Origin of the sequence: Burkholderia sp. Ac-20379 (assembly GCF_017104645.1) — a bacterium.
GTDB lineage: Bacteria > Pseudomonadota > Gammaproteobacteria > Burkholderiales > Burkholderiaceae > Burkholderia.
The window spans coordinates 1-23577 of record NZ_JAAGPF010000101.1 but is presented as its reverse complement, the minus strand read 5'-3'; the positions used below and the strand labels follow the sequence as shown (position 1 = coordinate 23577).

The 23577-nt window shown below is 69.2% G+C and carries 22 protein-coding genes; 10 read left to right on the top strand and 12 right to left on the bottom strand.

What is annotated here, in order from left to right; genetic code table 11:
- Nucleotides 1-20 precede the first annotated feature (20 nt).
- Both G3N92_RS15390 and uxuA read right to left on the bottom strand, forming a co-directional pair.
- Nucleotides 21-1337, bottom strand: coding sequence for an MFS transporter (locus tag G3N92_RS15390; protein WP_206128395.1), 1317 nt, complete (start codon nucleotides 1335-1337; stop codon nucleotides 21-23).
- A gap of 132 nt (nucleotides 1338-1469) precedes the next feature.
- Nucleotides 1470-2516, bottom strand: a complete 1047-nt coding sequence (uxuA, locus tag G3N92_RS15385) for a mannonate dehydratase (RefSeq protein ID WP_206128394.1) — start codon at nucleotides 2514-2516, stop codon at nucleotides 1470-1472.
- 247 nt (nucleotides 2517-2763) lie between these two features.
- Here uxuA and G3N92_RS15380 point away from each other — a divergent pair, with 247 nt between their 5' ends.
- A complete protein-coding gene (locus tag G3N92_RS15380) occupies nucleotides 2764-3486 on the top strand; it encodes a FadR/GntR family transcriptional regulator (protein WP_206128393.1) in 723 nt (240 codons plus the stop codon).
- 229 nt (nucleotides 3487-3715) lie between these two features.
- Nucleotides 3716-4741, top strand: a complete 1026-nt coding sequence (locus G3N92_RS15375) for an alpha/beta hydrolase (protein WP_206128392.1) — start codon at nucleotides 3716-3718, stop codon at nucleotides 4739-4741.
- Nucleotides 4742-4807: 66 nt separating this feature from the next.
- On the opposite strand, the gene G3N92_RS15370 is transcribed toward G3N92_RS15375, so the two are convergent.
- Nucleotides 4808-5119, bottom strand: a complete 312-nt coding sequence (locus G3N92_RS15370; RefSeq protein ID WP_206128391.1) for a hypothetical protein — start codon at nucleotides 5117-5119, stop codon at nucleotides 4808-4810.
- 195 nt (nucleotides 5120-5314) lie between these two features.
- Here G3N92_RS15370 and G3N92_RS15365 point away from each other — a divergent pair, with 195 nt between their 5' ends.
- The 6 genes from G3N92_RS15365 to G3N92_RS15340 all read left to right on the top strand — a co-directional run bounded on the left by G3N92_RS15365 (nucleotide 5315) and on the right by G3N92_RS15340 (nucleotide 10584).
- Nucleotides 5315-6385 carry an acyltransferase gene (locus tag G3N92_RS15365; protein ID WP_206128390.1) on the top strand — a complete coding sequence of 357 codons (1071 nt, stop codon included), beginning with the start codon at nucleotides 5315-5317 and terminating at the stop codon, nucleotides 6383-6385.
- 135 nt (nucleotides 6386-6520) lie between these two features.
- Complete coding sequence (locus G3N92_RS15360; protein ID WP_206128389.1) at nucleotides 6521-7147, top strand: glutathione S-transferase; 627 nt, start codon at nucleotides 6521-6523, stop codon at nucleotides 7145-7147.
- A gap of 379 nt (nucleotides 7148-7526) precedes the next feature.
- Complete coding sequence (locus G3N92_RS15355; RefSeq protein ID WP_206128388.1) at nucleotides 7527-9014, top strand: hypothetical protein; 1488 nt, start codon at nucleotides 7527-7529, stop codon at nucleotides 9012-9014.
- A 347-nt stretch (nucleotides 9015-9361) separates the two neighbouring features.
- A complete protein-coding gene (locus tag G3N92_RS15350) occupies nucleotides 9362-9925 on the top strand; it encodes a ferritin-like domain-containing protein (protein ID WP_206128387.1) in 564 nt (187 codons plus the stop codon).
- Between the two features lie 82 nt (nucleotides 9926-10007).
- Nucleotides 10008-10193 carry a CsbD family protein gene (locus G3N92_RS15345; RefSeq protein WP_206128386.1) on the top strand — a complete coding sequence of 62 codons (186 nt, stop codon included), beginning with the start codon at nucleotides 10008-10010 and terminating at the stop codon, nucleotides 10191-10193.
- 112 nt (nucleotides 10194-10305) lie between these two features.
- Complete coding sequence (locus G3N92_RS15340) at nucleotides 10306-10584, top strand: hypothetical protein (protein ID WP_206128385.1); 279 nt, start codon at nucleotides 10306-10308, stop codon at nucleotides 10582-10584.
- A 116-nt stretch (nucleotides 10585-10700) separates the two neighbouring features.
- Here the strand turns inward: G3N92_RS15340 and G3N92_RS15335 are convergent, their stop codons facing one another.
- The 6 genes from G3N92_RS15335 to G3N92_RS15310 are packed head-to-tail and all read right to left on the bottom strand — an operon-like array spanning nucleotide 10701 to nucleotide 17801.
- A complete protein-coding gene (locus tag G3N92_RS15335) occupies nucleotides 10701-11207 on the bottom strand; it encodes a dihydroneopterin aldolase (RefSeq protein WP_206128384.1) in 507 nt (168 codons plus the stop codon).
- Nucleotides 11204-11839 (bottom strand): sarcosine oxidase subunit gamma, encoded by a 636-nt coding sequence (locus tag G3N92_RS15330; protein WP_206128383.1) that lies wholly within the window; start codon nucleotides 11837-11839, stop codon nucleotides 11204-11206. Before G3N92_RS15330 ends, G3N92_RS15335 begins: the two co-directional genes overlap by 4 nt.
- A complete protein-coding gene (locus G3N92_RS15325) occupies nucleotides 11829-14840 on the bottom strand; it encodes a sarcosine oxidase subunit alpha family protein (RefSeq protein ID WP_206128382.1) in 3012 nt (1003 codons plus the stop codon). Before G3N92_RS15325 ends, G3N92_RS15330 begins: the two co-directional genes overlap by 11 nt.
- Nucleotides 14837-15130 carry a sarcosine oxidase subunit delta gene (locus G3N92_RS15320; protein WP_206128381.1) on the bottom strand — a complete coding sequence of 98 codons (294 nt, stop codon included), beginning with the start codon at nucleotides 15128-15130 and terminating at the stop codon, nucleotides 14837-14839. The genes G3N92_RS15325 and G3N92_RS15320 overlap by 4 nt, the downstream gene beginning before the upstream one ends.
- 25 nt (nucleotides 15131-15155) lie before the next feature.
- Nucleotides 15156-16400 (bottom strand): sarcosine oxidase subunit beta family protein, encoded by a 1245-nt coding sequence (locus tag G3N92_RS15315; RefSeq protein ID WP_206128380.1) that lies wholly within the window; start codon nucleotides 16398-16400, stop codon nucleotides 15156-15158.
- A 15-nt stretch (nucleotides 16401-16415) separates the two neighbouring features.
- On the bottom strand, nucleotides 16416-17801 hold the full coding sequence (locus G3N92_RS15310; RefSeq protein WP_206128379.1) for an L-serine ammonia-lyase: 1386 nt from the start codon (nucleotides 17799-17801) through the stop codon (nucleotides 16416-16418).
- Between the two features lie 264 nt (nucleotides 17802-18065).
- Between G3N92_RS15310 and G3N92_RS15305 the strand changes: the two genes are divergently transcribed.
- Nucleotides 18066-19217, top strand: coding sequence for a GlxA family transcriptional regulator (locus G3N92_RS15305; protein ID WP_206128378.1), 1152 nt, complete (start codon nucleotides 18066-18068; stop codon nucleotides 19215-19217).
- Between the two features lie 44 nt (nucleotides 19218-19261).
- Here G3N92_RS15305 and G3N92_RS15300 read toward each other — a convergent pair whose 3' ends face one another.
- The gene (locus G3N92_RS15300) at nucleotides 19262-20029 is read right to left on the bottom strand and encodes a hypothetical protein (protein ID WP_206128377.1); all 768 of its coding nucleotides are present in this window, start codon (nucleotides 20027-20029) and stop codon (nucleotides 19262-19264) included.
- A 185-nt stretch (nucleotides 20030-20214) separates the two neighbouring features.
- Between G3N92_RS15300 and G3N92_RS15295 the strand changes: the two genes are divergently transcribed.
- The gene (locus G3N92_RS15295) at nucleotides 20215-20946 is read left to right on the top strand and encodes an SDR family NAD(P)-dependent oxidoreductase (RefSeq protein WP_206128376.1); all 732 of its coding nucleotides are present in this window, start codon (nucleotides 20215-20217) and stop codon (nucleotides 20944-20946) included.
- 19 nt (nucleotides 20947-20965) lie between these two features.
- Here G3N92_RS15295 and ggt read toward each other — a convergent pair whose 3' ends face one another.
- Nucleotides 20966-22723 carry a gamma-glutamyltransferase gene (gene ggt, locus G3N92_RS15290; protein WP_206128375.1) on the bottom strand — a complete coding sequence of 586 codons (1758 nt, stop codon included), beginning with the start codon at nucleotides 22721-22723 and terminating at the stop codon, nucleotides 20966-20968.
- 82 nt (nucleotides 22724-22805) lie between these two features.
- Entirely contained in the window at nucleotides 22806-23414 is a 609-nt protein-coding gene (locus G3N92_RS15285; protein WP_206128374.1) for a TetR/AcrR family transcriptional regulator, read from the bottom strand.
- Between the last annotated feature and the right edge of the window lie 163 nt (nucleotides 23415-23577).

Genomic DNA, 23577 nt, shown 5'->3' with positions numbered 1-23577 from the left:
GCCGACGCGCCCCGGCTATCTCAACCCGCCCGCGCCGGCTCGCCCGCCGCGCCGCGCAACGGCGGCAGCGGCTCCACGCGCCCCACCAGGAACAGATACGACAGCGCCCCCACCACGCACAACGTGCCGGCCGCCACCAGCGGCACCACGAACGAACCGCGCGTGATCGACAGCATCAGCCCCGTGAACGTGGTGATGAAGATCCCCGCCAGATTGCCCGCGAAGTTCTGGATGCCGCCGATCGAGGCGACATGCGCGGGCGTGGGCGCCACCTCGCCCACCAGCGTCCAGACGTTCGCGCCGGCGAACGACAGCCCCGCATACGACAGCGCGAACAGCGCGAGGCACAGCCCGGTGCTGTCCACCAGCGCCGACAGCGCGATCGACGACGACGCCAGCATCCCGCCCACCAGGCACGTCTTGCGCGCGGCCGTGGCGCTCCAGCCGCGCCGGAACAGCGCGTCGGACACGTAGCCGCCGAGCCAGCCGCCCGGAATCGCGACCAGCGCCGGCACCATGCCGAGCGTGCCCAGCGACGCGAGCGAGAAGCCGCGCGACTGCAGCAGATAGCTCGGAAACCAGGTGATGAAGAAGTAGATCGCGAAGTTCAGGCAGAACAGGCCGATCATCATTCCCCAGATGGTGCGGTAGCGAAACAGGTCGAGCCACGACACGCGCGCGGCGGCTTCGGCCTGCGCCGCGGTGCGGCCGCCGGCCGGCGCGCCGGCCCGTTCCGCCAGCAGCGCGGCCACGGCGTCGGGCGCGATGCCGCGATAGCGTTCCGGGTCGCGATAGATGAACCACCACGCCGCCGCCCAGACGATGCCGAGCGAGCCGGTGACGATGAACGAGCCGCGCCAGCCCACCTGCGAGATCAGCCACGCGACCAGCGGCAGCGACAGCGCCGAGCCCACCCGCGAGCCGCTGTCGAAGATGCTGCTGGCCAGCCCGCGCTCGCGGCGCGGAAACCAGTTGAACGCCACCTTGGCGAACGACGGAATCGCCGCCGCCTCGCCCGCGCCGAGCATCAGGCGCATGCCCACCAGTTGCCCCAGGCCGCGCGCCGCGCCGGTGGCGACCGTAAACACCGACCACCAGCCCACCGCGAGCGCCAGCGCGATGCGCACGCCCACCTTGTCGATGAACCAGCCGGCCGGCAATTGCAGGAACGCGTAAGTCCAGAAGAACGCGCTGAGCACGAAGCCCATGCCCACGGCGTCGAGGCCGAGATCGGCGCGAATGCTCGGGGCGGCGATCGCCAGATTGGCGCGATCGACGAAATTGATGACGTTGGCGAGGAAGCACATCAGGATCATCGCCCATCGGATGTTCGGCATCGAAGGTCTCCGCTTCGTAGGTGTCTGGCGTGCGCGGCCGCGCTGGAAGGCGGGCCGCGCCGGTCGCACGTCGGCGTGCTTGTCGGTTGGTTTTTCGGTCGTGCGGCGGCGGGCGCGGCGGCCCGCTCGGGCTCACGCGTGGTCGAACTTCTGCATCGCTTCCCACAGCCCGTTCAGATAGACGGCGCCGAGCGCGCGATCGTAGAGGCCGTAGCCGGGCTTGCCGGTTTCGCCCCAGATCATCCGGCCGTGATCGGGCCGCACGTAGCCGGTGTAGCCGGTGTCGTGATACGCCTTGACGATCGCGGCGATGTCGAGCGAGCCGCAGCTCGACAGGTGCGCCGATTCCTCGAAATCGCCTTCGGGCGTGATCTTGACGTTGCGGATATGCGCGAAATGGATCCGGCCCATGCCGCCGAATTCGCGCACCAGCGCCTCCACGTCGTTCTGCGGCCCCGCGCCGAGCGAGCCCGAGCACAGCGTCAGGCCGTTGGCCGGGTGATCGACCGCCGCCAGGATGCGCGCGAGGTCGTCGCGGTTCTTGACGATGCGCGGCAGCCCGAAGATCGGGCGCGGCGGATCGTCGGGATGGATCGCCATGCGGATGCCGCATTCGGCCGCCACCGGCACCACCGCCTTCAGAAAGTATTCGAGGTTCGACCAGAGCCGCGCCTCGTCGATCTCGCGGTATTCGGCGAGCAGCGCCTTCAGCTCCTCGGGGCGGTAGCTCGAATCCCAGCCCGGCAGCGAGATACCCTCGTTCGGATCGATGCGCTCCACCTCGGCGGTGCTGAACGCGAGGCAGGTCGAGCCGTCGTCCAGCGTCTTGGCCAGCTCGGTGCGGGTCCAGTCGAACACCGGCATGAAGTTGTAGCAGACCACTTGAACGCCGGCCGCCGCGAGATGGCGCAGCGTCTGCTGATAGTTCGCGATCAAGCGATCGCGCGTGGGCTTGCCGAGCTTGATGTCCTCGTGCACCGGCACCGATTCCACCACCTCGAAGCGCAGCCCGGCCGCCTCGATCCTCGCCTTCAGCGCCGCGATCTTGTGCGCGGGCCATACCTCGCCCACCGGCTCGTCATAGACGGCCGAGACGATCTGCGTCACCCCCGGAATCTGACGGATGTACTGCAACGACACCGGATCCGACTCCCCGTACCAACGAAACGACATCTGCATGACTGGCCCTCCTGAGCGATGCGGCGGCCCGGCCCGATCGTTCCGGCCCCGCCTGGTTGTCCAGATTCTCACTGGTCAACCAGTTTGCCGAAATAGTGGTTTACCAGTTATGCGGGGCATCTCGCATGCCGCTTTGGCTTGTCTGGCAAGGCTCTTCGTCGATCCCGATGCCGGCCGGGGCGGCGCGCGGCCAAACTGGTGTACCATTTTCGCCGTCCGCGTTCCGCGCATCCCGAGAGCACATTGCATGGCCGAAGTCTTTTCCACGCCGGCGGGCGCCGACGCCGACCGCTCCTATGTCGGGCTGGCCCGCCAGATCTACGACCTCGTCGCGTCGGGCGACGTGGCGCCCGGCGCGCGGCTGCCGTCCGAGCGCACGCTGGCCGAGCGCTTCGCCGTGAGCCGCACGCAGGTGCGCGAGGCGATCATCGCGCTCGAGGTGCGCGGCGTGGTGGAGGTGCGGGTCGGCTCGGGGATCTACGTGACCGAAACGCGCGAGGCCGCGCCGCTGTCGTCCGCGTCGTTCGAATTGCCGCGCGGGCCGGGGCCGATCGAAACGCTGCGCGCGCGGGCGCTGATCGAATCGGAGATCGCCGCGCTGGCCGCCACCGAACGCAAGGACGCCGATCTCGACCGGCTGTTCGCGGCGCTGCGCGCGATGCGCGAGAACATGGCCGACAAGGCCGCCAACGAAGCCGCCGACCGCGATTTCCACCTCGGCATCGCCGAAGCCACCGGCAACGCGGTGCTGCGGCACATGGTGGCCGCGATGTGGGACAGCTCGCGCGCCGATCCGCTCTGGAAGAAGATCGAGGAACACTTTCACGACACCGCGCTGCGCGAGGCCTCGCAGGACGATCACCAGCGCATCTTCTCTGCGATCATGGCCCGCGACGCGCAAGGCGCGCGCGACGCGATGCAGGCGCACCTGACACGCGTGATCGGCGAGTTCACGCAAGCCTGGCGGTAAGCCGGCGCGCAGACGCGCCGTGTGCCGTGTCGTTTCATCGGCCGGTTCTGCAAGAAACGCCCACGCCCGCACGCGCTCGCCGCCACGGCCAACCGGCCCGTCCGCCCCGCCCCGCCGTTCTCTCCCGCCTTTCTCCCGATCCGGGCACGCGTCCTGCGGCCCCGACAGTTCGGCGCGAGCGCACGCCCGCGCCGCTCAACCGCGAACCCGCCAGAAGGAGGACAGCGAGATGACGATCACCAAGACGATCAAGGGCATCGTCGGCATGGACCCGACCGATCATGCGGACCCGGACATGAAGGCCGTGCTCGACACGCTGCAATCGATGAACCCGAAGCCGATCGAATCGTGCACGCCCGCCGAGGCGCGCCGCCAGCCCACCCCGGCCGACGCCGTGAAGAAGCTGCTGGCGCAGGCCGGGGTGGACGCGGCCCGGCCGCCCGGCCTCGCGGCGGTGACCTCGCGCGATCTCGAGATCGACGGCGCGATCGGGCCGCTGCCGGCGCGCGTCTACACGCCCGCGATCGCGGGGCCGCTGCCGGTGATCCTGTATTTCCACGGCGGCGGCTGGGTGCTCGCCGATCTCGACACCTACGATGCCGCGCCGCGCGCGCTGGCCGCCAAGAGCCATGCGATCGTGATCTCGGCGCATTACCGGCAGGCGCCCGAGCACAAGTTCCCGGCCGCGCACGACGACGCGATCGCGGCCTGGCGCTGGACCGTCGCCAACGCCGCCGCGCTCGGCGGCGACCCGTCGCGCATCGCCGTGATGGGCGAGAGCGCGGGCGCGAACCTCGCGATCAACGTGTCGATCCACGCGCGCGATCACGGGCTGCAACGCCCGGTTCACCAGACGCTGGTGTATCCGGTGGCGAGCAGCAACACGATGTCGCTGTCCTACGAGGAGAATCGCAACGCGCGGCCGTTGAACAAGCCGATGATGCTGTGGTTCGTCGAGCAGGTGACGCACGACACGAGCGAATTGAAGGATCCGCGCATCGACGTGCTCGGCTCGGCGGACCTGAAGGATCTGCCGCGGACGGCCGTGGTGATCGCCGGCATCGATCCGTTGCGCTCGGACGCCGAGAATCTCGCGAACCGGCTCGCGCGCAACGGCGTGGACGTGGTCAGCGAGCACTTTCCGGGCGCGACGCACGAGTTCTTCGGGATGGCCGACGTGGTGCAGGCGGCGCGCGACGCGCAGAAGTTCGTCGCGCTGGTGCAGCGCAAGGCGTTCGGGGAAGAGGTGGTGTAGCGGAGGCGAGCCGGCGGCCGGGGTGTCGGCCGCCGCGCTCGCGGCTGCGGGCGGCCCCGCCCGCGCTTACTGCGCGGCGGGTTCGCCGCCTTGGCCGGCGGCATCGCCGCCTTCGTCGTAATCGTCCTCGGCCGGATGCGCGTCGAGCCACGCCACGATCTGCTGCGAGGCCTGCAGCGGCGTGACCGTCTCGCCGGTGGCCAGGACATCGAACTTTTCGGGATCCATGCCGTTCTCGTTGTCGAGATGCGCGATCGAGATGGTCCAGCGCCAGTCGACCTGCTCGGCAATCGGCGACGCCACCGCCTCGATGCTGCACCGGCAACCGTCGATCTCGGCGACGAACCCCGTCTGGGTCGGATCAAAACTCGCGAACACGGCAGCTCCTTCGATGGCAGGCTCCGCAGGCGCGGAGAAGCGGCGAGTATCGCACGAGGCGCGCCGGGCGCAACCCGGTGCAAACGCGGGTAAACAACGGTGCGCAACAGTGCGCCGCCCGATCGCGCTTCGGCGGGGAAGCGGCGGTCAGGCTTACAATCACGGCCGCCCGAACCAACCACCAGCCGTTTCGACATGACGCAGTGGAAGTACGCCAACCTCGACGCCATCCGCGGCCTCGCCGCGATCCTGATCGTGTTCCGCCACGCGCCGCTGCTGTTCCAAGCGCCGCGCCTCCAGCAGAGCTATCTGGCCGTCGACCTGTTCTTCGCCATCAGCGGCTTCGTGGTGGCCAACGCCTATGAAGCGCGGCTGCGCTCGGGCGCGCTCGGTTTCGTGGCCTTCCTCAAGGTGCGGCTGATCCGCCTCTATCCGCTCTATCTGATCGGCATCGTGCTCGGCCTCGCGAGCCATTTCGTGGCGCTCGGCCATGCGCACGCGCACGGCCAGCCGCATGCGTCGCTGCTGGCCACGGCGGCGCTGGTGGTGCTGTCGCTGCTGATGCTGCCGGCGCGCGCCGAACCGCTCTACCTCGTCAACAACCCGGCCTGGTCGCTGCTCTACGAGATCGTCGCGAACCTCGGCTTCGCGGCGATCGTGCGGCGGCGCGTGGTGCCGATCCTGATCGCGGTGATGGCGCTGTCGGCCGCGGTGATCGCGCTCTACGCGCTCCGCCATCGCGGCATCGACGAAGGCTGGGATCTGGCCAAGTGGTATCTCGCGTTGGCCCGCGTCGGCTTCTCGTTCTCGGCCGGCGTGCTGCTGTTCCGGCTGCGGCGCGCGGCGCGGCCGCGCAGCACGCCGCTGTCGCTGTTCGCGGTGGCCGCCGCGCTCGCGATGCTGTGCGTGAAGATCCCGCCGCAGTGGGCGGGCGTTGCCGCGATCGTCGAGGTGATGGTGCTGATTCCGCTGATCGTCGGGCTCGCCACGGCCTGCGAGCCGCCGGCGTGGCTCGCCGCGCCGTTCGAGCAACTGGGGCGCGTCTCCTACGGGATCTACATCGTCCACGCGCCGGTGCTGCTGCTCGCCTACCGGCTGACGGAAGCGCACAAGCATGTGTACGGCAAGGGCGCGCTGGCCGCGTTCATCGTCGCGATGCTGCTGTTCGTGGCGGTGCTCGACCGCTACGTGGACGCGCCGATGCGCGCCTGGCTCACGCGCCGTGGGCGGCGCGAGCTGACGGTGCCGGTGCACTCGCGCATCTAGCGGATCGGCCGCCGTGCTCGGGCACGCGGCTTGCCCGACCCGCGGCCCGTTCGGGCGCGGGCGCAATCGTGCATGGCGAAGCGCACTCGCCTTGCCCTACACTGCCGTCTCCATGCCAACGCGAGCGAAGCCGCCATGCTGAACATTCTCGGAAAACTGCCGTCGATCAACGTGCGCAAGGTGATGTGGGCCTGCGCGGAACTGAACCTGGCCTACGAACGCGAGGATTGGGGCTCGGGCTTTCGGGCGACCGACGTGCCCGAATACCTGTCGCTGAATCCGAACGCACTGGTGCCGGTGCTGCGCGACGGCGGGTTCGTGCTCTGGGAATCGAACGCGATCCTGCGCTATCTGGCGAACCGCGAGGGCAATGCGGCGCTGTATCCGCTGGCGCCGCAACAGCGTGCGCTGGTCGATCAATGGCTCGACTGGCAAACCACCACGCTGAACCCGACCTGGGTTTACGCGTTCCTCGGCCTCGCGCGCCAATCGCCGGCGCATCGGGACCCGAAGGGCATCGAGCAGTCGATCGCGAACTGGACGCGCCAGATGCGCATCCTCGAAGCGCGCCTCGCGCAAACCGGCGCGTACGTGGCGGGCGCCGAGCATTCGCTGGCCGACATCGCGATCGGCCTGTCGGTGCATCGCTGGCTCGGCACGCCGTTCGAGCGCCCGCCGCTGCCGGCCGTCGAGGCGTATTACCGCGAGCGGCTGGCGGTGCGGCCGGGGTTCGCGGACGTGTGCGGCGCGGCCACGCCTTGAATTGAACGGCGCGCGGGCCGATGCGAGGGATGGCCGCCGCGACCGGCCACGCGGCGCGGGCACGGCATGAACTGCAAGCGTTCCGGCGCAGCGCTTGACGGTTCGGATCGACGATCCGGGCTGATGTTCCGGGCTGACGTTCCGGGCCGATGTTCAGAGCCTACGTTCCAGGCCGACGCCCCGCGCAGACGTTCCGGGTCAACGTCCCGTGCCGACTTTCCAGGCCGACGCCCTGCGCAGACGTTTCGGGTCAACATCCCGAACAGCCTTTCCGGGCCGACGCCCCGCACCCGCCCGCCTCGCCCGCCGCTCAGTTTTCCCGCCGCACGGCCGTAAACCAATGGCCACCCGCCAACCACCCCGCCCGACCGATCACGCCATGCCCGAGCTTCGCCCCTGGAAGGACACCGCCGCCGCCACGCGCCTGCGCTTCCAACTGGCGGCGGCGTGCGCGGCGGTGCTGCTGGCGATCCTGGTCGCGCCGCATCCGCTGTTCTTCCCGCTCGACGACGCCTACATCACGATCCATAACGCCGACGTGCTGCTGTCCGGCGTCGATCGCAACTACGGCGTCCCGCCGCTGACGGGCGCGACCAGCCAGATCCATCTGCTGCTGGTGGCGTTCGCCAAGCTGTTCCTGCCGTCGCCCGCGGCCGCCTTCGCGGTGAGCCTGACCGGCATCGCGCTGTACGTCGCGGCGCTCGCGCGCATCGCGTTCCAGCTCGGCGGCTCGGTGGCCACGGCCACGCTGTTCGTGCTGCTCGGCACGTTGCTCGGCGCCACGCCGTATCAATTGCTGAACGGCCTCGAAACGGGCCTCGCGATGGCGGCCGTCGGGTGGGCGATCTCGCTCGCGCTGGAGCCCGCGCTGTCCGTGCGGCTGCCGCTGCTGTGCGGCCTCATGCCGTTTCTGCGCCCGGAATTCGCGGTGCTGTCGGGCCTGCTGATGCTGCGCCAGCTCGGCCTGCGCGCCCGCGCCGGCGGCGTCGCGCACGCCGTGCGCGACGCCCTGCTTGCCGCGGCCGTCGCGCTGCCGTTCCTGGCCTGGACCTGGCTGTCGCTCGGCACGCTGTTCCCGGCCACCGCCAAGGCCAAGGAACTGTTCTTCGCGGACCGCAACGCGCCGTGGGACGCGAAGGCGCACGCGATGCTGGTGGCGTTCGTCTCGTGCGGCCTGATGCCGCTCGCGATCGTCGCGACGCTCGCGCGGCGTTCGCGGCTGTGGGCGCCGCTCGCGCTCTTCGCCAGCCTGTTCGTGCTCGCGCTGTGGCTCACGCTGCCGGCCGGCATGGGCCACAACTACAGCCGCTATCTGTTCGTGCTGCTGCCGGCCATGCTGTATCTGACGCTCGATGCGTTGAAAGCGTCGCGCTGGGCCCGCGTCGGCTGCATCGGGCTGGCGATCTGGGCCACGGTGTCGCTGTCGGTCGCCATCCACGAATACGAGGCGGATACGCGGCTGGCCGCTCGCGAATTCGTCTCGCTGGCGGATTGGCTCGATACCCATCTGCCGCACGACGCCACCCTGTTGGTCCACGACGCCGGTTATCTGTCCTACGCCACGCCGTTCAGGCTCGTCGACGTGGTCGGGCTGAAGACGCCGGGCAGCATCGCCTTTCACCGCGTCTGCACCGCGCCCACGAATGGACGCGACCGCGGGCAGGCGATCTCGGCGATCGCGCTGACCTCCGGCGCGCGCTACGCCGTGATCAAGCAGGACACGCCGCCGTTCTGGGCCACCGTGGGCACCGGGCTCGCCGCGAACGGCTGGGGGCTGCGCGAGTTGCGCGCGCCGTCGATGCCGGGCGGCTACGCCGTCTTCGCGCTGACGCCGCCCGCCGACACGCGCGTGCCCTGCCGCCCCTGAAGTCGCGCCGGCGGCATGTAGCTTTTACAAACCGGTTTCCTGCCGTTCCATCGCCGGCCGCGTTGCCGGCGATCCGACCCTCCCCGCCTTGGCCTGCCCGGCCCGCCCTCCACCGCGCCGCCGCATCCCTCGCAAAGCCCCGCCAACACTGGCGCTGCGCCCGTTCCGCGAACCTCATCGCACGCCATCTCCACGGTATTTCCCGTCATTTGGCACGAATGCTGCTGTAGAAGAACGCAAACCCGGCCGAGCATGCCCGGTTCGGACCGGCATCCCGCCCCGATCGTCCCCACGCGGCCGGCGGCCGATTGCCGATAAATCGACACATCACCCAAAAAGGAATCGCGATGACCCACAACACGCATATGACCGATGTGAAGACCCTGCGCGACCGCGCCCGCAAGCATGTCGACGACGGCGCCGTGACCGCCGGCTATCACGCCGACCGCGACGCGGTGCTGAAGCTGCTCAACGAAGCGCTGGCGACGGAAATCGTCTGCATGCTGCGCTATCGCCGCCATCACTTCATGGCCAAGGGCATTCACTCGTCGGGCATCGCCGAGGAATTTCTCGCCCACTCGAACGAGGAGCAGGGCCACGCCGACATGCTGGCCGCGCGCATCGTGCAACTGGGCGGCAACCCCGATCTCGCGCCGGACGGGCTGACCAAGCGCAGCCACGCCGAATACGTCGAGGGTGCATCGCTGGTCGACATGATCAAGGAAGACCTGGTGGCGGAGCGCATCGCGATCGACAGCTATCGCGAGGCGATCCAGTACCTCGGCGACCGCGATCCGACCACGCGCCGCCTGTTCGAGGAGATCCTCGCGGTCGAGGAAGAGCACGCCGACGAAATGTCGGATCTGCTCGCCGGCCTGCCCGAGGAACTGAAGAAGAAGAACGTGAACTGAGCGTCGCGTTCGCACCGAGTTCAACCCCGTGACGGCGGGCATCCATCCGTCTGCAATCACTCATCAACGCTGGAGGTGAAGCATGAACAAGGATCACATCAAGGGTACGGCCGAGCAGGTGAAGGGCAAGATCAACGAAGTCGTCGGCAAGGCCACCGGCAACACCAAGCAGGAAGTCAAGGGCGACTTGCAGCAAGCCGCCGGCGAGGCGCGCAAGGGCCTCGGCGATGCGAAGGACGCGGTGCGCGGCAAGTCGGATCATCACTGACCGGCGCGTGACCGTTTCGCTTCGTCGCGAAACGGTCACGATGCGCGGTCAATCTGTCGCGCGTGCCCGGCTCCGGCCGGGCGGCGCCCAGACCGCGACATGCGAGGTAGCGATGCAGTACGACTCCAACGATTTCAAGCACACTCACGCCCCGGACGACGGCACCGCGGAAACCGCGCCGACCGCCGTCGAACTGGATCTTTCCCTGCTCGAACTGCTGGTGGCGCGGCTCGTGCCCGGCGAGCCGGCGCCGATCGCGCTGTGGCGCGGCCGGCTCGAAGCGATGCTGGGCCGCGACGGCCTGCAGCCCGCCGAACGCGCCCAGCTCGACGACATCGTCGCGCGCCTGCGCGAACTCGAAGCGCGCAACACGCGGCTTGCCTTGCACTGAGGCCAACGCCCAGCCCCCGCGCCCCGCGCGATCCCCCAAAGGACAAACGCCACGCCCGATCTGCATCGTGCGTGGCGTTCGCCCCTTCCCTGCCTGTTTTCCGCCCGCGCGGCCGTTCAGTGCGCGGCGATGTCCGCCCCGTAGCGCCCGGCCTGCAGCGCCGTGCGCGTCACGCGCTCGCGTTCCTCGAGCGCCGCGCACCACGCGACGTAATCGGCGCGCGTCCAGTCCAGCTCGACGCCCACGCGCCGCGTGCCGGGCCGGATCTTCGGCTTGTGCAGCGACAGCGTGACCGATTCGAGCGACGGCCATTCCGCGAACGACAGCGCCGCCAGCTCCACCACCAGCGTTTCGAGCAGCCGCGTGTGCGGCTTGTGCGCGAGCCACGACGCGACGCGCGCGCAATAGCCGTCGTAATCGACGAACCCTTCCGCGCCCTGCTCCACCGGCTCGCAGCGGTAGCCGAGCCGCGCGTCGATGACGATCGGCTGCGGCGCCTCGTGCTCGTGCGCATGGATGCCGATGCGCGCGGGCACCTTCAGTTCGTCGATGAACACGCTCCAGCCGCGCCCGCGAGGGCGGGCCGGTTCGCGCGGCACGAACGCGTCGTCGTCGCGTTTCATGACACGATCGGCGCGGCGGCGTCGAGCATGATGCGCACGAAGTAATCCGCGAAGCTGCGGCGGATCACCAGGTCGTAGCTCTGCTCGCCGGTGGGCACGAGCGTGAGCGGCGCCTTGAAGTAATGGCTCTGCGCACACTGGCCGGCGCCGAAACCGCGCGGCGTCAGGTCGAGCGGGCAACCGCGCGAGATCACGTCGCGCACGCGTTCGCCGCTCACTTCGAGCACCGTGAAGCCGCTGCCGACATCGACGGCCGCCGCATAGCGGCCCGCCAGCGCCGGCGCGAGCTTCGCCTCGAGCTGGCCGGCGGCCACCGGGCCGTGCGAGCGCACCAGCCATTCGTCGGGGCCGAGCCACAGCACGTCGTACTCGGCGCCGCGTGCGATGGTGTTCGGCGTGGCGGGCGGCTTGACGCCGACCACGCGCTCGAACGCCTCGACGAATGCCGGATCCGACAGCTCGCCGCGCACGTTGACGAGGTCGAGGAACGGCCGCTCGCGCAGCTGGAACTTCTGCGAGGCCTTCGCCTGATGCGGCTTCAATACATCCTGAGCGCCGACCAGCGGCGATTCGAGCCGCATGCCGGCCGGTTGCACGGACACCGAAGTTTGATTGCGCGTTTCATTCCACATTCTGACGTACCCCTTCGGTGTCGTAGAAAACCGGGCTGGTGATCTTTGCGTTGATCTTGCGGCCGTTCGCGGTGGAGATCGCGACGGACTGGCCCATCTTGCCCAAACCGCCCTTCACCACCGCCATCGCGATCGAGCGCTTGAGGATCGGGCTGAAATAACTCGACGTGACGTGGCCGATCATCGGCGTCAGTCCTTCCGCGTTGGCCACGGCCGTCGTCTCGACGATCTGGCCGCCTTCCTCCAGCACGAAGGCCGGATCGTCGGTCAGCAGGCCGACGAGCTGCTTGCGGTTGCTGCCGGCCGTGTCCGAGCGCGACAGCGAACGGCGGCCGAGGAAATCCTTCGACTTCGCCACCAGCCCGCTCATGCCGAGGTCGTGCGGCGTGATCGAACCGTCGGTGTCCTGACCGACGATGATGTAGCCCTTCTCCGCGCGCAGCACGTGCATCGTTTCGGTGCCGTACGGCGTGATGTCGTATTCCGCGCCGGCCGCCATGATGGCTTCCCACACGGCGCGGCCCGCATTGGCCGGCACGTTCACTTCGTAGGCCAGTTCGCCCGAGAAGCTGATGCGCATCACGCGCGCCTTCGCGCCCGCCACGGTGCCGTCGCGATAGCTCATGAACGGGAACGCCGCGTTCGCGAAATCGATGTCCTGGCACACCTTCTGCACGACCTTGCGGCTGTTCGGGCCGACCACGGCGAACGTCGCCCAGTGATCGGTGACCGACGACAGACGCACCTTCATGTCCGGCCATTCGGTCTGCAGCCAGCGCTCCATCCAGGTCAGCACGCGCGCCGCGCCGCCGGTGGTGGTGGTCATCATGTAGTGCTGCTCGCCGAGGCGCACGGTCACGCCGTCGTCGAACACCATGCCGTTTTCGTCGAGCATCAGCCCGTAGCGGCACTTGCCGACTTCGAGCTTGTTCCACGGGTTCGTGTACATCCAGTTCAGCAGCTGGATCGCGTCCGGGCCCTGGATGTCGATCTTGCCGAGCGTGGACGCATCGAGAATGCCGACGCTGTTGCGCACCGCCAGGCATTCGCGCGCGACCGCCGCGTGCAGGTCCTCGCCGTTCTTCGGGAAGTACCAGGGGCGCTTCCAGTTGCCGACGTCCTCGAACAGCGCGCCGTTCGCGACGTGCCACTCGTGCACGCAGGTCTTGCGCATCGGGTCGAGGAAATCGCCCGTTTCGCGGCCCGCGAACGTGCCGAACGTGACCGGCGTGTAGTTCGGGCGGAACGTGGTGGTGCCCGTCTCGGGGATCGTCTTGCCGAGCGCCAGCGCGAGGATCGCCATGCCGTTGATGTTGCCGAGCTTGCCCTGATCGGTGCCGAAGCCCATGCCGGTGTAGCGCTTGGCGTGCTCGACCGATTCGAAGCCTTCGCGCGCGGCCAGCAGGATGTCGGCCGCGCCGACGTCGTTCTGGAAATCGACGAAGCGCTTCGCGCCGCGCGTCACCTGCTCGCCCGCGCCGACCAGCCAGAGCGGCTGCAGCGGCGCTTCGGCGGCGTCGGTAGCCTGCGGGGCGACCGGGCGCTGCGCCGAGTTGAAGCCGGCCGCCTTGGCCGCTTCCACGCCAGCATCGACGGCGAGCCGCAGCCCGCGCGCCAGCGAGAACTCGCCGGCGGCCGCGCCAATGCTGGTTTCCGGCTGCACGGCCTTGCCCGGCACGAAGCAGGCCTTCTCGTCGTGCCAGTGCGCCTTGCCGCCCGATTGCGCGAACAGGTGCAGCACCGGGCTGTAGCCGCCCGACATCGCCAGCAGATCGCACGGCAGCGTGGCCGTTTTCGCGCCCATCTTGCCGTTGGCGTAGGCGTGCACGTCGACCGAGCTCACGCGCAGCTTGCCCGACGCCTGCGACACCACCGCGCCGTGCATCACGGTCACGCCGTGACGCTTGGCGGCGGCCGGCAGCGCGCCGTTCGAGGCGGCGCGCGAATCCACCACCGTGACCTTCGCGCCGTGCGCCTTCATGTCGAGCGCGGCCTGGTAGGCGCGGTCGTTGTTGGTGAACACCACGGCATCGCGGCCCGGCAGCACGCCGTAGCGGTTCACGTAGGTGGTCACCGCGCCGGCCAGCATCACGCCCGGCAGGTCGTTGTTGCCGAACACGATCGGACGCTCCTGCGCGCCGGTGGCCAGCACCACGCGCTTGGCGCGGATCTTCCACAGCAGCTCGCGGGTGCCCTTGCGCATCGACACCGGCAGATGCTCGGTCAGACGCTGCGACACCGTCACCAGGTTGTGATCCTGATAGCCGAACGCCGTGCTGCGCGACAGGATCTTCACTTCCGGCAGCTTGGCCAGCTCGGCCTCGATCTTCTCGACCCATTGCAGCGCCGGCTTGCCGTCGATCTCGGCGCGGCACGACAGCAGGCTGCCGCCCAGCTCGCGCTGGTCGTCCACCAGGATCACGCGCGCGCCGGTCACGGCCGCCGCGTGCGCGGCCGCCAGGCCGGTCGGCCCGCCGCCCACCACCAGCACGTCGCAATACGCGAACTGCTTGTCGTAGCGGTCGGCGTCGAGCGCCGTGGGCGCCTTGCCCAGGCCCGCCGCTTCACGGATCTTCTCTTCGTACTTCGGCCAGAACTTGCGCGGCCACATGAACGTCTTGTAGTAAAAGCCCGCCGGCATGAAGCGCGCGAACTTCTGGTTGATCGCGAAGCGGTCGTTCTCGAGCGACGGCTCGGCGTTCACGCTGGTGGCCACCAGGCCCTGATACAGCTCGATCTCGGTGGCGCGCGCGTTCGGCACGGTGTACGCGCCGGTTTCCAGTTGCACCACGGCGTTCGGTTCCGCGACGTCGGCCGTCACGATCCCGCGCGGGCGGTGGTACTTGAAGCTGCGGGCGACGAAATGCACGCCGTTGGCCAGCAGCGCCGAGGCGAGCGTGTCGCCCTGGAAGCCCTGGTAGGTGCGGCCATTGAACGTGAACGTCAGCGGAATCGCGCGGTTGATCCGGCCACCCGCATTCAGGCGGTCTTTCTGGCTCATTTCGTGTTGCCCTCTTGTGCGTCGTGTGCGGGCACGCCGAACGTGTCGTAGCCCTGGATTTCGTAGCTCACCGTGTCGCGCGTCGCCATGAACCAGCGGCGGCAGCCCTGCGTGTGCAGCCATTGCTCGCGGTGCACGCCGCGCGGGTTCTTGCGCATGAACAGGTAGTCGCCCCATTCGCGGTCCGACAGCGCGTCGGTGTCGAGCGGGCGGGCGATGTCGGCTTCCCCGCCGCACGAGAATTCGGATTCGGCGCGCGGTCCGCACCACGGGCATTTGATCAGCAGCATGTTGGTTTCTCCTCGTGGTCCGGGTTCAGTGCGCGACGGCGGCCGCGCCGTGTTCGTCGATCAGGTGGCCGTTGTAGAAACGGTCGAGCGCGAACGCCGCGTTCAGCTTGTGCGGCTCGTCGCGCGCGATGGTGTGCGCGAACACCCAGCCCGAACCCGGCGTGGCCTTGAAGCCGCCCGTGCCCCAGCCGCAGTTGAAATACAGACCCTTCACGTCGGTCTTGCTGATGATCGGGCAGGCGTCCGGCGAGACGTCCACGATGCCGCCCCACTGGCGGTTCATGCGCACGCGCGAGAACACCGGGAACATCTCGACGATCGCTTCCAGCGTGCCTTCGATCACCTGGAAGCTGCCGCGCTGGCCGAAGCCCGTGTATTGATCGATACCGGCGCCGATCACCAGGTCGCCCTTGTCGGACTGGCTGATGTAGGCGTGCACCGCGTTCGACATCACCACCGTGTTGACGCACGGCTTGATCGGCTCCGACACCAGCGCCTGCAGCGGGTGGCTCTCGATCGGCAGGCGGATGCCGGCCATGTCGGCCAGCGTGCTGGTGTTGCCGGCGGCCACCACGGCCACCTTCTTGGCCTTGATGAAGCCCTTCACCGTGTCCACGCCCGTGACCTGGCCGCCGTCGCGGCGGATGCCCGTCACCTGGCAGTTCTGGATGATGTCCACGCCGGCGCGGTCGGCGCCGCGCGCGAAGCCCCAGGCCACCGCGTCGTGGCGGGCCGAGCCGCCGCGGCGCTGGATCGAGGCGCCGAGCACCGGGTAGCGGCTGTTCAGGTTGATCGCCGGCTCCAGTTCCTTGATCTGCGCGGGCGTCAGGTATTCGGCGTCCACCCCGTTCAGGCGGTTCGCGTTGACGCGGCGCTGCGTGTCGCGCACGTCCTGCAGCGTGTGCGCGAGGTTCATCACGCCGCGCTGGCTGAACATGACGTTGTAGTTCAGATCCTGCGACAGCCCTTCCCAGAGCTTCATCGCCTTCTCGTACAGGCCGGCCGATTCGTCCCACAGGTAGTTCGAGCGCACGATCGTGGTGTTGCGGGCGGTGTTGCCGCCGCCGATCCAACCCTTCTCGAGGATCGCGACATTGGTGATGCCGTGCTCCTTGGCGAGGTAGTACGCCGTCGCGAGGCCGTGCCCGCCGCCGCCGACGATCACCACGTCGTATTCCTTCTTCGGTTCGGGAGAGCGCCACTGGCGCTCCCAGTTCTCGTGATACGACAGGCCGTTGCGGAACAGGCTGAATATGGAGAAGCGGCTCATTTCATTGCACCTTGGTTAGCACTCGATGACGTTCACGGCCAACCCGCCGCGCGACGTTTCCTTGTATTTCGTCTTCATGTCGGCGCCGGTCTCGCGCATGGTCTTGATCACCGAATCGAGCGACACGTAATGCTGGCCATCGCCCTTCAGCGCCATGCGCGACGCGTTCAGCGCCTTGATCGCGCCCATCGCGTTGCGCTCGATGCAGGGGATCTGCACGAGGCCGCCCACCGGGTCGCAGGTCATGCCGAGGTTGTGCTCCATGCCGATCTCGGCCGCGTTCTCGACCTGATCGGGCGTGCCGCCCATCACGGCCGCGAGCGCCGCGGCGGCCATCGAGCAGGCCACGCCCACCTCGCCCTGGCAGCCCACTTCGGCGCCGGAAATCGAGGCGGTTTCCTTGTAGATGATGCCGATGGCGGCAGCCGTCAGCAGGAAATCCATGATCCCCTGCTCGTTCGAGCCGGGCACGAACTTCACGTAGTAATGGAGCACCGCGGGAATCACGCCGGCCGCGCCGTTGGTGGGCGCCGTGACCACGCGCCCGCCGGCGGCGTTCTCCTCGTTGACGGCCATCGCGTACAGGTTGACCCAGTCGAGCATCGACAGCGGATCGCGCAGCGATTCCTCGGAGCGGTTGCGCAGGCGGTTGTACAGATCGGCCGCGCGGCGCTTGACCTTCATCGGGCCGGGCAGCTCGCCCTCGACCTTGCAGCCGCGCTCGACGCAGGCCGCCATGGTCTTCCAGACCGCCAGCAGCCCGGCCCGCACTTCCTCGGCCGGGCGCAGCGCGCATTCGTTGCGGAACGTCAGCTCGGCGATCGACAGGCCGCTTTCGCGGCTCACGCGCATCAGATCGTCGCCGGTGCGGAACGGGTACGGCACCTCGGTCGCGGCGCGAACGCCGTTCACGCGATCGCCGTCGCGGTTCACCACGAAGCCGCCGCCGACCGAGTAATACTCCTTCTCCACCAGCAGTTGGCCCTGTTCGTCGAACGCCTGGAAGCGCATGCCGTTCGGGTGGACGATGCTGGTGCCGGCCATCATCCGGCGGAAGAAGCCGATGTCTTCCTTCTCCTCGAAGCGGATCGACTGGCGGCCCAGCAGCGAGAGCGTCTTCTCGGCGCGGATCGCCTTCAGGCGCGGCTCGATGAGGTCCGGATCGATCACGTCCGGGAGGTGGCCCTCCAGGCCGAGCAGCACGGCCTTGTCGGTGCCGTGGCCCTTGCCGGTCGCGCCGAGCGAGCCGTACAGCTCGACACGCACGCGCCGTACGAAGGCCAGCAGGTTCGCATCCTCGACATGCGAGGCGAACCGGCAGGCGGCGATCATCGGGCCGACCGTATGCGAGCTCGACGGGCCGATGCCGATCTTGAACAGATCGAAAACGCTGACGTTCATCTGACTGCTTCTCCGGGGAAACGGAACGGTTGGACAATGGACGCAAGTACATCAAAGCGTAAAATCCGCCGATAGAACAAAAACGGCATCGAAGTGGGATGCCGCCGCCACCCCGGTGACGGCGGGGCCGGAAACAGCGTTTTGGCGATGATTCGCGACGAAAAAACGCAAGTCCGGCCCCAATGGATCGGCGACGCTCGATGCACGGAGCGCCGCCGCCGGCCGGCGTCTTCCGGCTTCACGCCCTACCCTGACTACGCTTCAATGACGCCCGATCTGCCCGCCTCGCTCCTGTCCGACGACCCGGCCCCCACCCGGTTGCGCTTCGGCATCGTGCTGCTGCCGAACTTCACGCTGACCGCCTTCTCCGGCTTCGTCGACATGCTGCGGCTGTCGGCCGACGACGGCGACTACAGCAAGCCGGTGCGCTGCGCCTGGAGCGTGATCGGCGACACGCTCGCGCCGGTGCGCGCGAGCTGCGGGATCCAGGTCACGCCGTGGGAAACCTTCGACGAGGCGCGCGAGCCGTTCGATTACGTGGTGGTGGTGGGCGGGCTGCTGCATTCGAGCCCGCAGGCGAGCGCGGACACGCTGAAGTTCGTGCGGCGCGCGGCCGAGCACGGCGCCAACGTGGTGGGGATCTGCACCGGCGTGTTCACGCTGATGCGCGCGGGCGTGCTCGACGCGCACCGCGTCTGCGTGAGCTGGTTCCACTACTGGGATTTCATCGAGCGCTTTCCGAACGCCGATCCGGAGCTGCTGATCGCCGACCGGCTGTTCGTGATGGACCGGCGCCGCATCACCTGCTCGGGCGGACGCGCCGCGATCGACGTGGCCGCCGCGATCCTGCTGCGCCATTTCGATCACGCCACCGTGCAGAAGGCGCTGCGCATCCTGCTGGTGGGCGAAATGCAGAAGGGCAACGCGCCGCAGCCGCACCCGCCGGGGCTGGAGCCCGCCACGCACCCGAAGGTCAAGCGCGCGATCCTGCTAATGGAACAGCACGTGGGCCGAGCGCTGCCGCTGGAGGAACTGGCGGGCAAGCTCGATCTCTCGGCGCGGCAACTGGAGCGGCTGTTCAAGGCCGAAACCGGCAAGAGCCCGCAGGCGTTCGCCAAGCAGGTGCGGCTGCGCACCGCCGCCTGGCTGCTGACGAGTTCCGACCGCACCGTGGCCGACATCGCCACCAGTTGCGGCTTCGCCGACGCATCGCATCTGGGGCGCGAGTTCCGCAAGCAGTTCGGCGCGACGCCGGCGGCCTATCGCGAGAAGGGCGGCGCGGCGGCCGAGGCTGGAGACGGCACGGCCACGGCGGCGCTGGCGACCGGGGAGGAGGTGGAAAGCGATGCGCCGGGAGACGACGCAAGCGGGAGCGACAGCGAAGCGGGCGCGGGCGACGCCGCGCCGCCGCATTGAATTGAGGCTGGCGGGCCCGGCGGAAGCCGGGCCGCCGAAACGCGTCAGGCGGCGGTGCTGACGATCGAACCGGCCGACTGCCCGGTTTGCTGCACGTATTCGGCGATCGCGGCCTGCAAGGCGCCGTTGATCGTCGCGACCTCCGCCGTGGCGCTCTGGCGCGCCTGATCGGTCTTGGCGCGCGACAGTTGCTGCTCGGCCTGCTGGAGCTGCTGCTCCAGCGTCTTGATGGTCTGTTCGAGCTGGCTCGACGAACTGCTGCTCGACGACGCACCGCCGCCACCGCCGCCGCCCGAACCTTGCGTGCCGCTCGTGCTGCCGCTGCCCGAGGCGCTCGACGTGCTGCCGGTGCTCGACGATGCCGCGCCGGCCGTCGCATCCGTGGACGCCGACGCGGACGCGGACGTGCCCGACGACGCGCTGCCGTCCGACGCATAGCCGAGCGGGCTGCCGCCCGTGATGTCGGTGGACGACGTGCCGGACGCGGACGCCGTGGACGAAGCGGACGCGCTGCTCGCGGCGCTCGCCCCGGCCGCGCTGATCGTGACGACCGACGAGGGCGTGGCCGCCGTGGCCGCGCCGGATTCACCGGTTTGGCCGGTTTGGCTGGACGCCGCCGATGCCGCCGCCGCGCTCGCGGCGGACTGGCTCGCCTCGCTCGACGCGTTCGATTGACTGGACTGGCTCGACGCGTCGGCCGAGGCCGCGTTGTCGGTCGCCGACTGCTTGTTGCGCTTGCTGCCGTTCACGTCCGTCGACGTGCTGTCGAAGGGGTTGGCGCCGATGACGCCCGATGTCGCCTGAATGCTCATGACATGCTCTCCGATCGGTTGACGGCTGCATATCGGCAGCTCGGCGGAAAACTTGAGGGCAGCACGGGAAAATATGATTTCCCTATCTATCAAGCAGTTACGCTCCCTTACCTGCGGCGGCGCCCAGCAGACTCGAACGAGATCGACGAGAATGTCCGGACGCTTTTTCCAGGAGAGAAAACAGCATGCAGCCAACCGCAGTGGTCGTGGGCGTCGGCCCCGAGGAAGGGCTCGGCGCGGCCGTGGCCCGCCGCTTTGCCCGGGAAGGATTTCATGTGCTGGTGGCGGGGCGCACGCCGGAGAAGATCGAACGCGTGGCCCACAGTCTCGGCGCAGGCAACGGCACCGCCATTCAGGTGGACGCCACGCGCGAGGACGACGTCCTGCGCCTGTTCCGCGCCGCCGCCGAGCCGGGCGCGGGGCGCGCGCCGGCCAGCGTGGTGGTGTTCAACGCCGGCAACAACCGGCATATTCCGTTGCTGGAGGTATCCGCCGAGGACTTCGAGGCGTTCTGGCGTGTCGGCTGCTTCGCCGGGTTTCTGGTGGGGCGCGAGGCGGCCCGGCTGCTGCTGCCGCAAGGCGCGGGAACGATCCTGTTTACCGGCGCGTCGGCCAGCCTGCGCGGCAAGCCCGGCTTCGCGCAGTTCTCGGCCGCGAAGGCCGGCCTGCGCATGCTGAACCAGAGCATGGCCCGCGAATTCGGCCCACGGGGCCTGCACGTCGCTCACGTGGTGATCGACGGCGGCATCAACGGCAGCCGGCTCAAGACCTTGCGGCCCGGCGTGGCCGAGGAGCGCGGCGAGCACGGCCTGCTGGACATCGACGCGATCGCCGACACCTACTGGCATCTGCACCAGCAGCATCCGAGCGCCTGGGCGCAGGAAATCGACCTGCGCCCGTTCAAGGAACCGTTCTGAGCGAGGGCGAAGCCCCCGCTCAATACCCCACCGCCGCCCCCGCCGGGCGGCGCGGATCGTTCGCGCCGTACACGAACCCGGTGCGCACGCGCCCCGACACCGACGCATCGTTGCCCGAGCTCGCCCGGTCCGCCGCCTCGGTGCCGGGCAGCCCCACCAGCACCAGTTCGGCGGCGCCCCACGGCGTCTGCTCCACCAGCTTGTAGCCCATCTTGCGCAGGATCGCGAGCGTGTCGGGCGACAGCCCCTGCGTTTCGTAGTCGATCTCGTCGGGCAGCCATTGATGATGGATGCGCGGCGCGTCCACCGCCGCCTGCGGCGCCATCCCGTAGTCGATCACGTTCAACGCGGTTTCCAGCGTGATCGTGATGATCCGCGAGCCGCCCGGCGAGCCCACCACCATGAACACCTTGCCGTCCCTGGTCACCACCGTGGGCGCCATCGACGACAGCGGCCGCTTGCCCGGCGCGATCGCGTTGCGCGTGCCCTGCACCAGCCCGAACAGGTTCTGCACGCCGGCCTTGACGGTGAAGTCGTCCATCTCGTCGTTGAGGAAGAAGCCCGTGCCCGGCGCGATCACCACCGCGCCGAACAGGCCGTTGATGGTGTACGTGGTGGACACGGCGTTGCCGTCGGCGTCGATGATCGAGTAATGGGTCGTCTCGGGCTTCTCGTGCACGCTGAAGCCGGGGATCACGTCCTTCGACGTGGCGGCGCGGTCCTCGGGGATCGTCTTGCGCAGCGCGGCCGCGTAATCCTTGCTCGTCAATCGTGCGACCGGGTTGTCGATGAAGTGCGGATCGCCGAGCAGCGTGTTGCGGTCGAGATAGGCATGGCGCATCGCCTCGGTCATGAGGTGCACGGCGGCGGCCGAATGGAAGCCGAGCGCGCGCATGTCGTAGCCTTCGAGGATGTTCAGCGTCTCGCACAGCGTGATGCCGCCCGAACTCGGCGGCGGCGCGGAGATGAACGTGTAGCCGCGGTAGCTGCACTTCAGCGGCTCGGTGTCCTCGGCGCGGTACGCGGCGAAATCGGCGGCGGCGATCACGCCGTTGCCGCGCTTCGCGGCGGCTTCCACCGCCTGCGGAATCGCGCCGCGATAGAACGCATCGTCGCCGTGCCGCGCGATCTGTTCGAGCGTGCGCGCCAGATCCTTCTGCACGAGCCGGTCGCCGGGCTGCCACGGCGAGCCGTCGGGGCGCAGGAAGATGCGCGCGGCGTCCGGATCGGCGCGGAACCGGTCGGCCTTGGTATCGAGGATGTCGGTATCGCCGCGCGTCAGCACGAAACCGTCGCGCGCGAGCCGGATGGCCGGCGCCATGACCTGCGCGAGCGTGAGCTTGCCGTACTCGCGCTCGGCCAGGTTCAGCCCGGCCACGGTGCCCGGCACGCCGACGGCGCGATAGCCGTACAGGCTCTCGCCGGGCTTCACGTTGCCGCTGGCGTCGAGGTACATGTCGGCCGACGCGGCGGCCGGCGCCTTCTCGCGGAAATTGATGAAGCGGTCGCGGCCGTCGGCCAGATGCAGCGTCATGAAGCCGCCGCCGCCGATGTTGCCGCAGCACGGGTTGGTGACGGCCTGCGCGTAGCCCACCGCCACCGCCGCATCGACGGCATTGCCGCCCTGCTTCAGGATCTGCACGCCGATCTCGGAGGCCAGATGCTGCGAGGACACCACCATCGCGTGCTGCGCCTCGACGGCCGGCAGCGAGGCCGCTTGGGCCGTGGCGGCCGCCGATATCGTCAGCGCGGTGGCCAGCAGAAGAAGTCGCCGCATGTCGCGATCGCTCCAGCGGGGATGGGATCGGAAGCGGCCGGCGCACACCCCGAAATGCGCCGGCGTGTGGCAGGAGAACGGCTTACGCGGCCGGGGCGGAGCCGGGCTCGGCGTCGAGACGGAAGCGCTGCAGCAGCACGCGCTTCGAGGTGTCGAGAATCGCGCTGCGCGCCGCGCCGTCCACCAGCCGCGCGCTCATCAGCGCGCCGAACAGCTCCGCGCGCATCGAGCGCGCCATCGCGTCGGCATCGTCCCAACCCAGCGCCGCGAGCAGCGCGGCGATGCGCTGGTGCTGGCGCTCCATGCCGCGCGCGAACGCGGCGCGGGCCTCGTCGTCGAGACGCGGGATGTCCGAGCCGAGCGCGGCGATCGGGCAGCCGGTGTCGCGCGCGCGGCAATGCGATTCGGACAGATAGTGATCGATATAGGCGACCAGCGCCTCGCGCGGCGTCTTGCCGTTCATGCGCTTGTCGAGCCGCTCGGCCGTCTGGTCGAACATGAAATCGATGCTGGCCGCGATCAGCGCGTTCTTCGACGGAAAGTGCGCGTAGAACCCGCCGTGCGTGAGGCCGGCCTCGCCCATCACCGCCGCCACGCTGACGTTGTCCGGGCCCTGCTCGCGGATCGCGCAGGCCGCGGCTTCCAGCACGCGGTTGCGGCTCTCCTGCTTGTGCTCGGGGCTGTATCGCATCCCTCTCACCTCGCAAAATTAAGGCGACAACATACCACGGCCACCGCCCCGCCCGCTCGCGCGGAACGGGGCGGCGCGCGCCGTTTCAGGGCGTCGCGGCCAGGGCCGGAACCGGAATCCGGGCGGCCGGCGCCGCGCTTGCCGCCAGGGTTGGAACCGGGGA

Coding starts and splice junctions, on each gene's coding strand:
- G3N92_RS15360 (WP_206128389.1), top strand. CDS start 6,521: ATGCTGAACATTCTCGGAAAACTGCCGTCGATCAACGTGCGCAAGGTG.
- G3N92_RS15335 (WP_206128384.1), bottom strand. CDS start 11,207: ATGAAACGCGACGACGACGCGTTCGTGCCGCGCGAACCGGCCCGCCCT.
- G3N92_RS15295 (WP_206128376.1), top strand. CDS start 20,215: ATGCAGCCAACCGCAGTGGTCGTGGGCGTCGGCCCCGAGGAAGGGCTC.
- G3N92_RS15315 (WP_206128380.1), bottom strand. CDS start 16,400: ATGAGCCGCTTCTCCATATTCAGCCTGTTCCGCAACGGCCTGTCGTAT.
- G3N92_RS15330 (WP_206128383.1), bottom strand. CDS start 11,839: ATGTGGAATGAAACGCGCAATCAAACTTCGGTGTCCGTGCAACCGGCC.
- G3N92_RS15305 (WP_206128378.1), top strand. CDS start 18,066: ATGACGCCCGATCTGCCCGCCTCGCTCCTGTCCGACGACCCGGCCCCC.
- G3N92_RS15325 (WP_206128382.1), bottom strand. CDS start 14,840: ATGAGCCAGAAAGACCGCCTGAATGCGGGTGGCCGGATCAACCGCGCG.
- uxuA (WP_206128394.1), bottom strand. CDS start 2,516: ATGCAGATGTCGTTTCGTTGGTACGGGGAGTCGGATCCGGTGTCGTTG.
- G3N92_RS15350 (WP_206128387.1), top strand. CDS start 9,362: ATGACCCACAACACGCATATGACCGATGTGAAGACCCTGCGCGACCGC.
- G3N92_RS15340 (WP_206128385.1), top strand. CDS start 10,306: ATGCAGTACGACTCCAACGATTTCAAGCACACTCACGCCCCGGACGAC.
- ggt (WP_206128375.1), bottom strand. CDS start 22,723: ATGCGGCGACTTCTTCTGCTGGCCACCGCGCTGACGATATCGGCGGCC.
- G3N92_RS15345 (WP_206128386.1), top strand. CDS start 10,008: ATGAACAAGGATCACATCAAGGGTACGGCCGAGCAGGTGAAGGGCAAG.
- G3N92_RS15310 (WP_206128379.1), bottom strand. CDS start 17,801: ATGAACGTCAGCGTTTTCGATCTGTTCAAGATCGGCATCGGCCCGTCG.
- G3N92_RS15300 (WP_206128377.1), bottom strand. CDS start 20,029: ATGAGCATTCAGGCGACATCGGGCGTCATCGGCGCCAACCCCTTCGAC.
- G3N92_RS15390 (WP_206128395.1), bottom strand. CDS start 1,337: ATGCCGAACATCCGATGGGCGATGATCCTGATGTGCTTCCTCGCCAAC.
- G3N92_RS15375 (WP_206128392.1), top strand. CDS start 3,716: ATGACGATCACCAAGACGATCAAGGGCATCGTCGGCATGGACCCGACC.
- G3N92_RS15285 (WP_206128374.1), bottom strand. CDS start 23,414: ATGCGATACAGCCCCGAGCACAAGCAGGAGAGCCGCAACCGCGTGCTG.
- G3N92_RS15355 (WP_206128388.1), top strand. CDS start 7,527: ATGCCCGAGCTTCGCCCCTGGAAGGACACCGCCGCCGCCACGCGCCTG.
- G3N92_RS15365 (WP_206128390.1), top strand. CDS start 5,315: ATGACGCAGTGGAAGTACGCCAACCTCGACGCCATCCGCGGCCTCGCC.
- G3N92_RS15320 (WP_206128381.1), bottom strand. CDS start 15,130: ATGCTGCTGATCAAATGCCCGTGGTGCGGACCGCGCGCCGAATCCGAA.
- G3N92_RS15380 (WP_206128393.1), top strand. CDS start 2,764: ATGGCCGAAGTCTTTTCCACGCCGGCGGGCGCCGACGCCGACCGCTCC.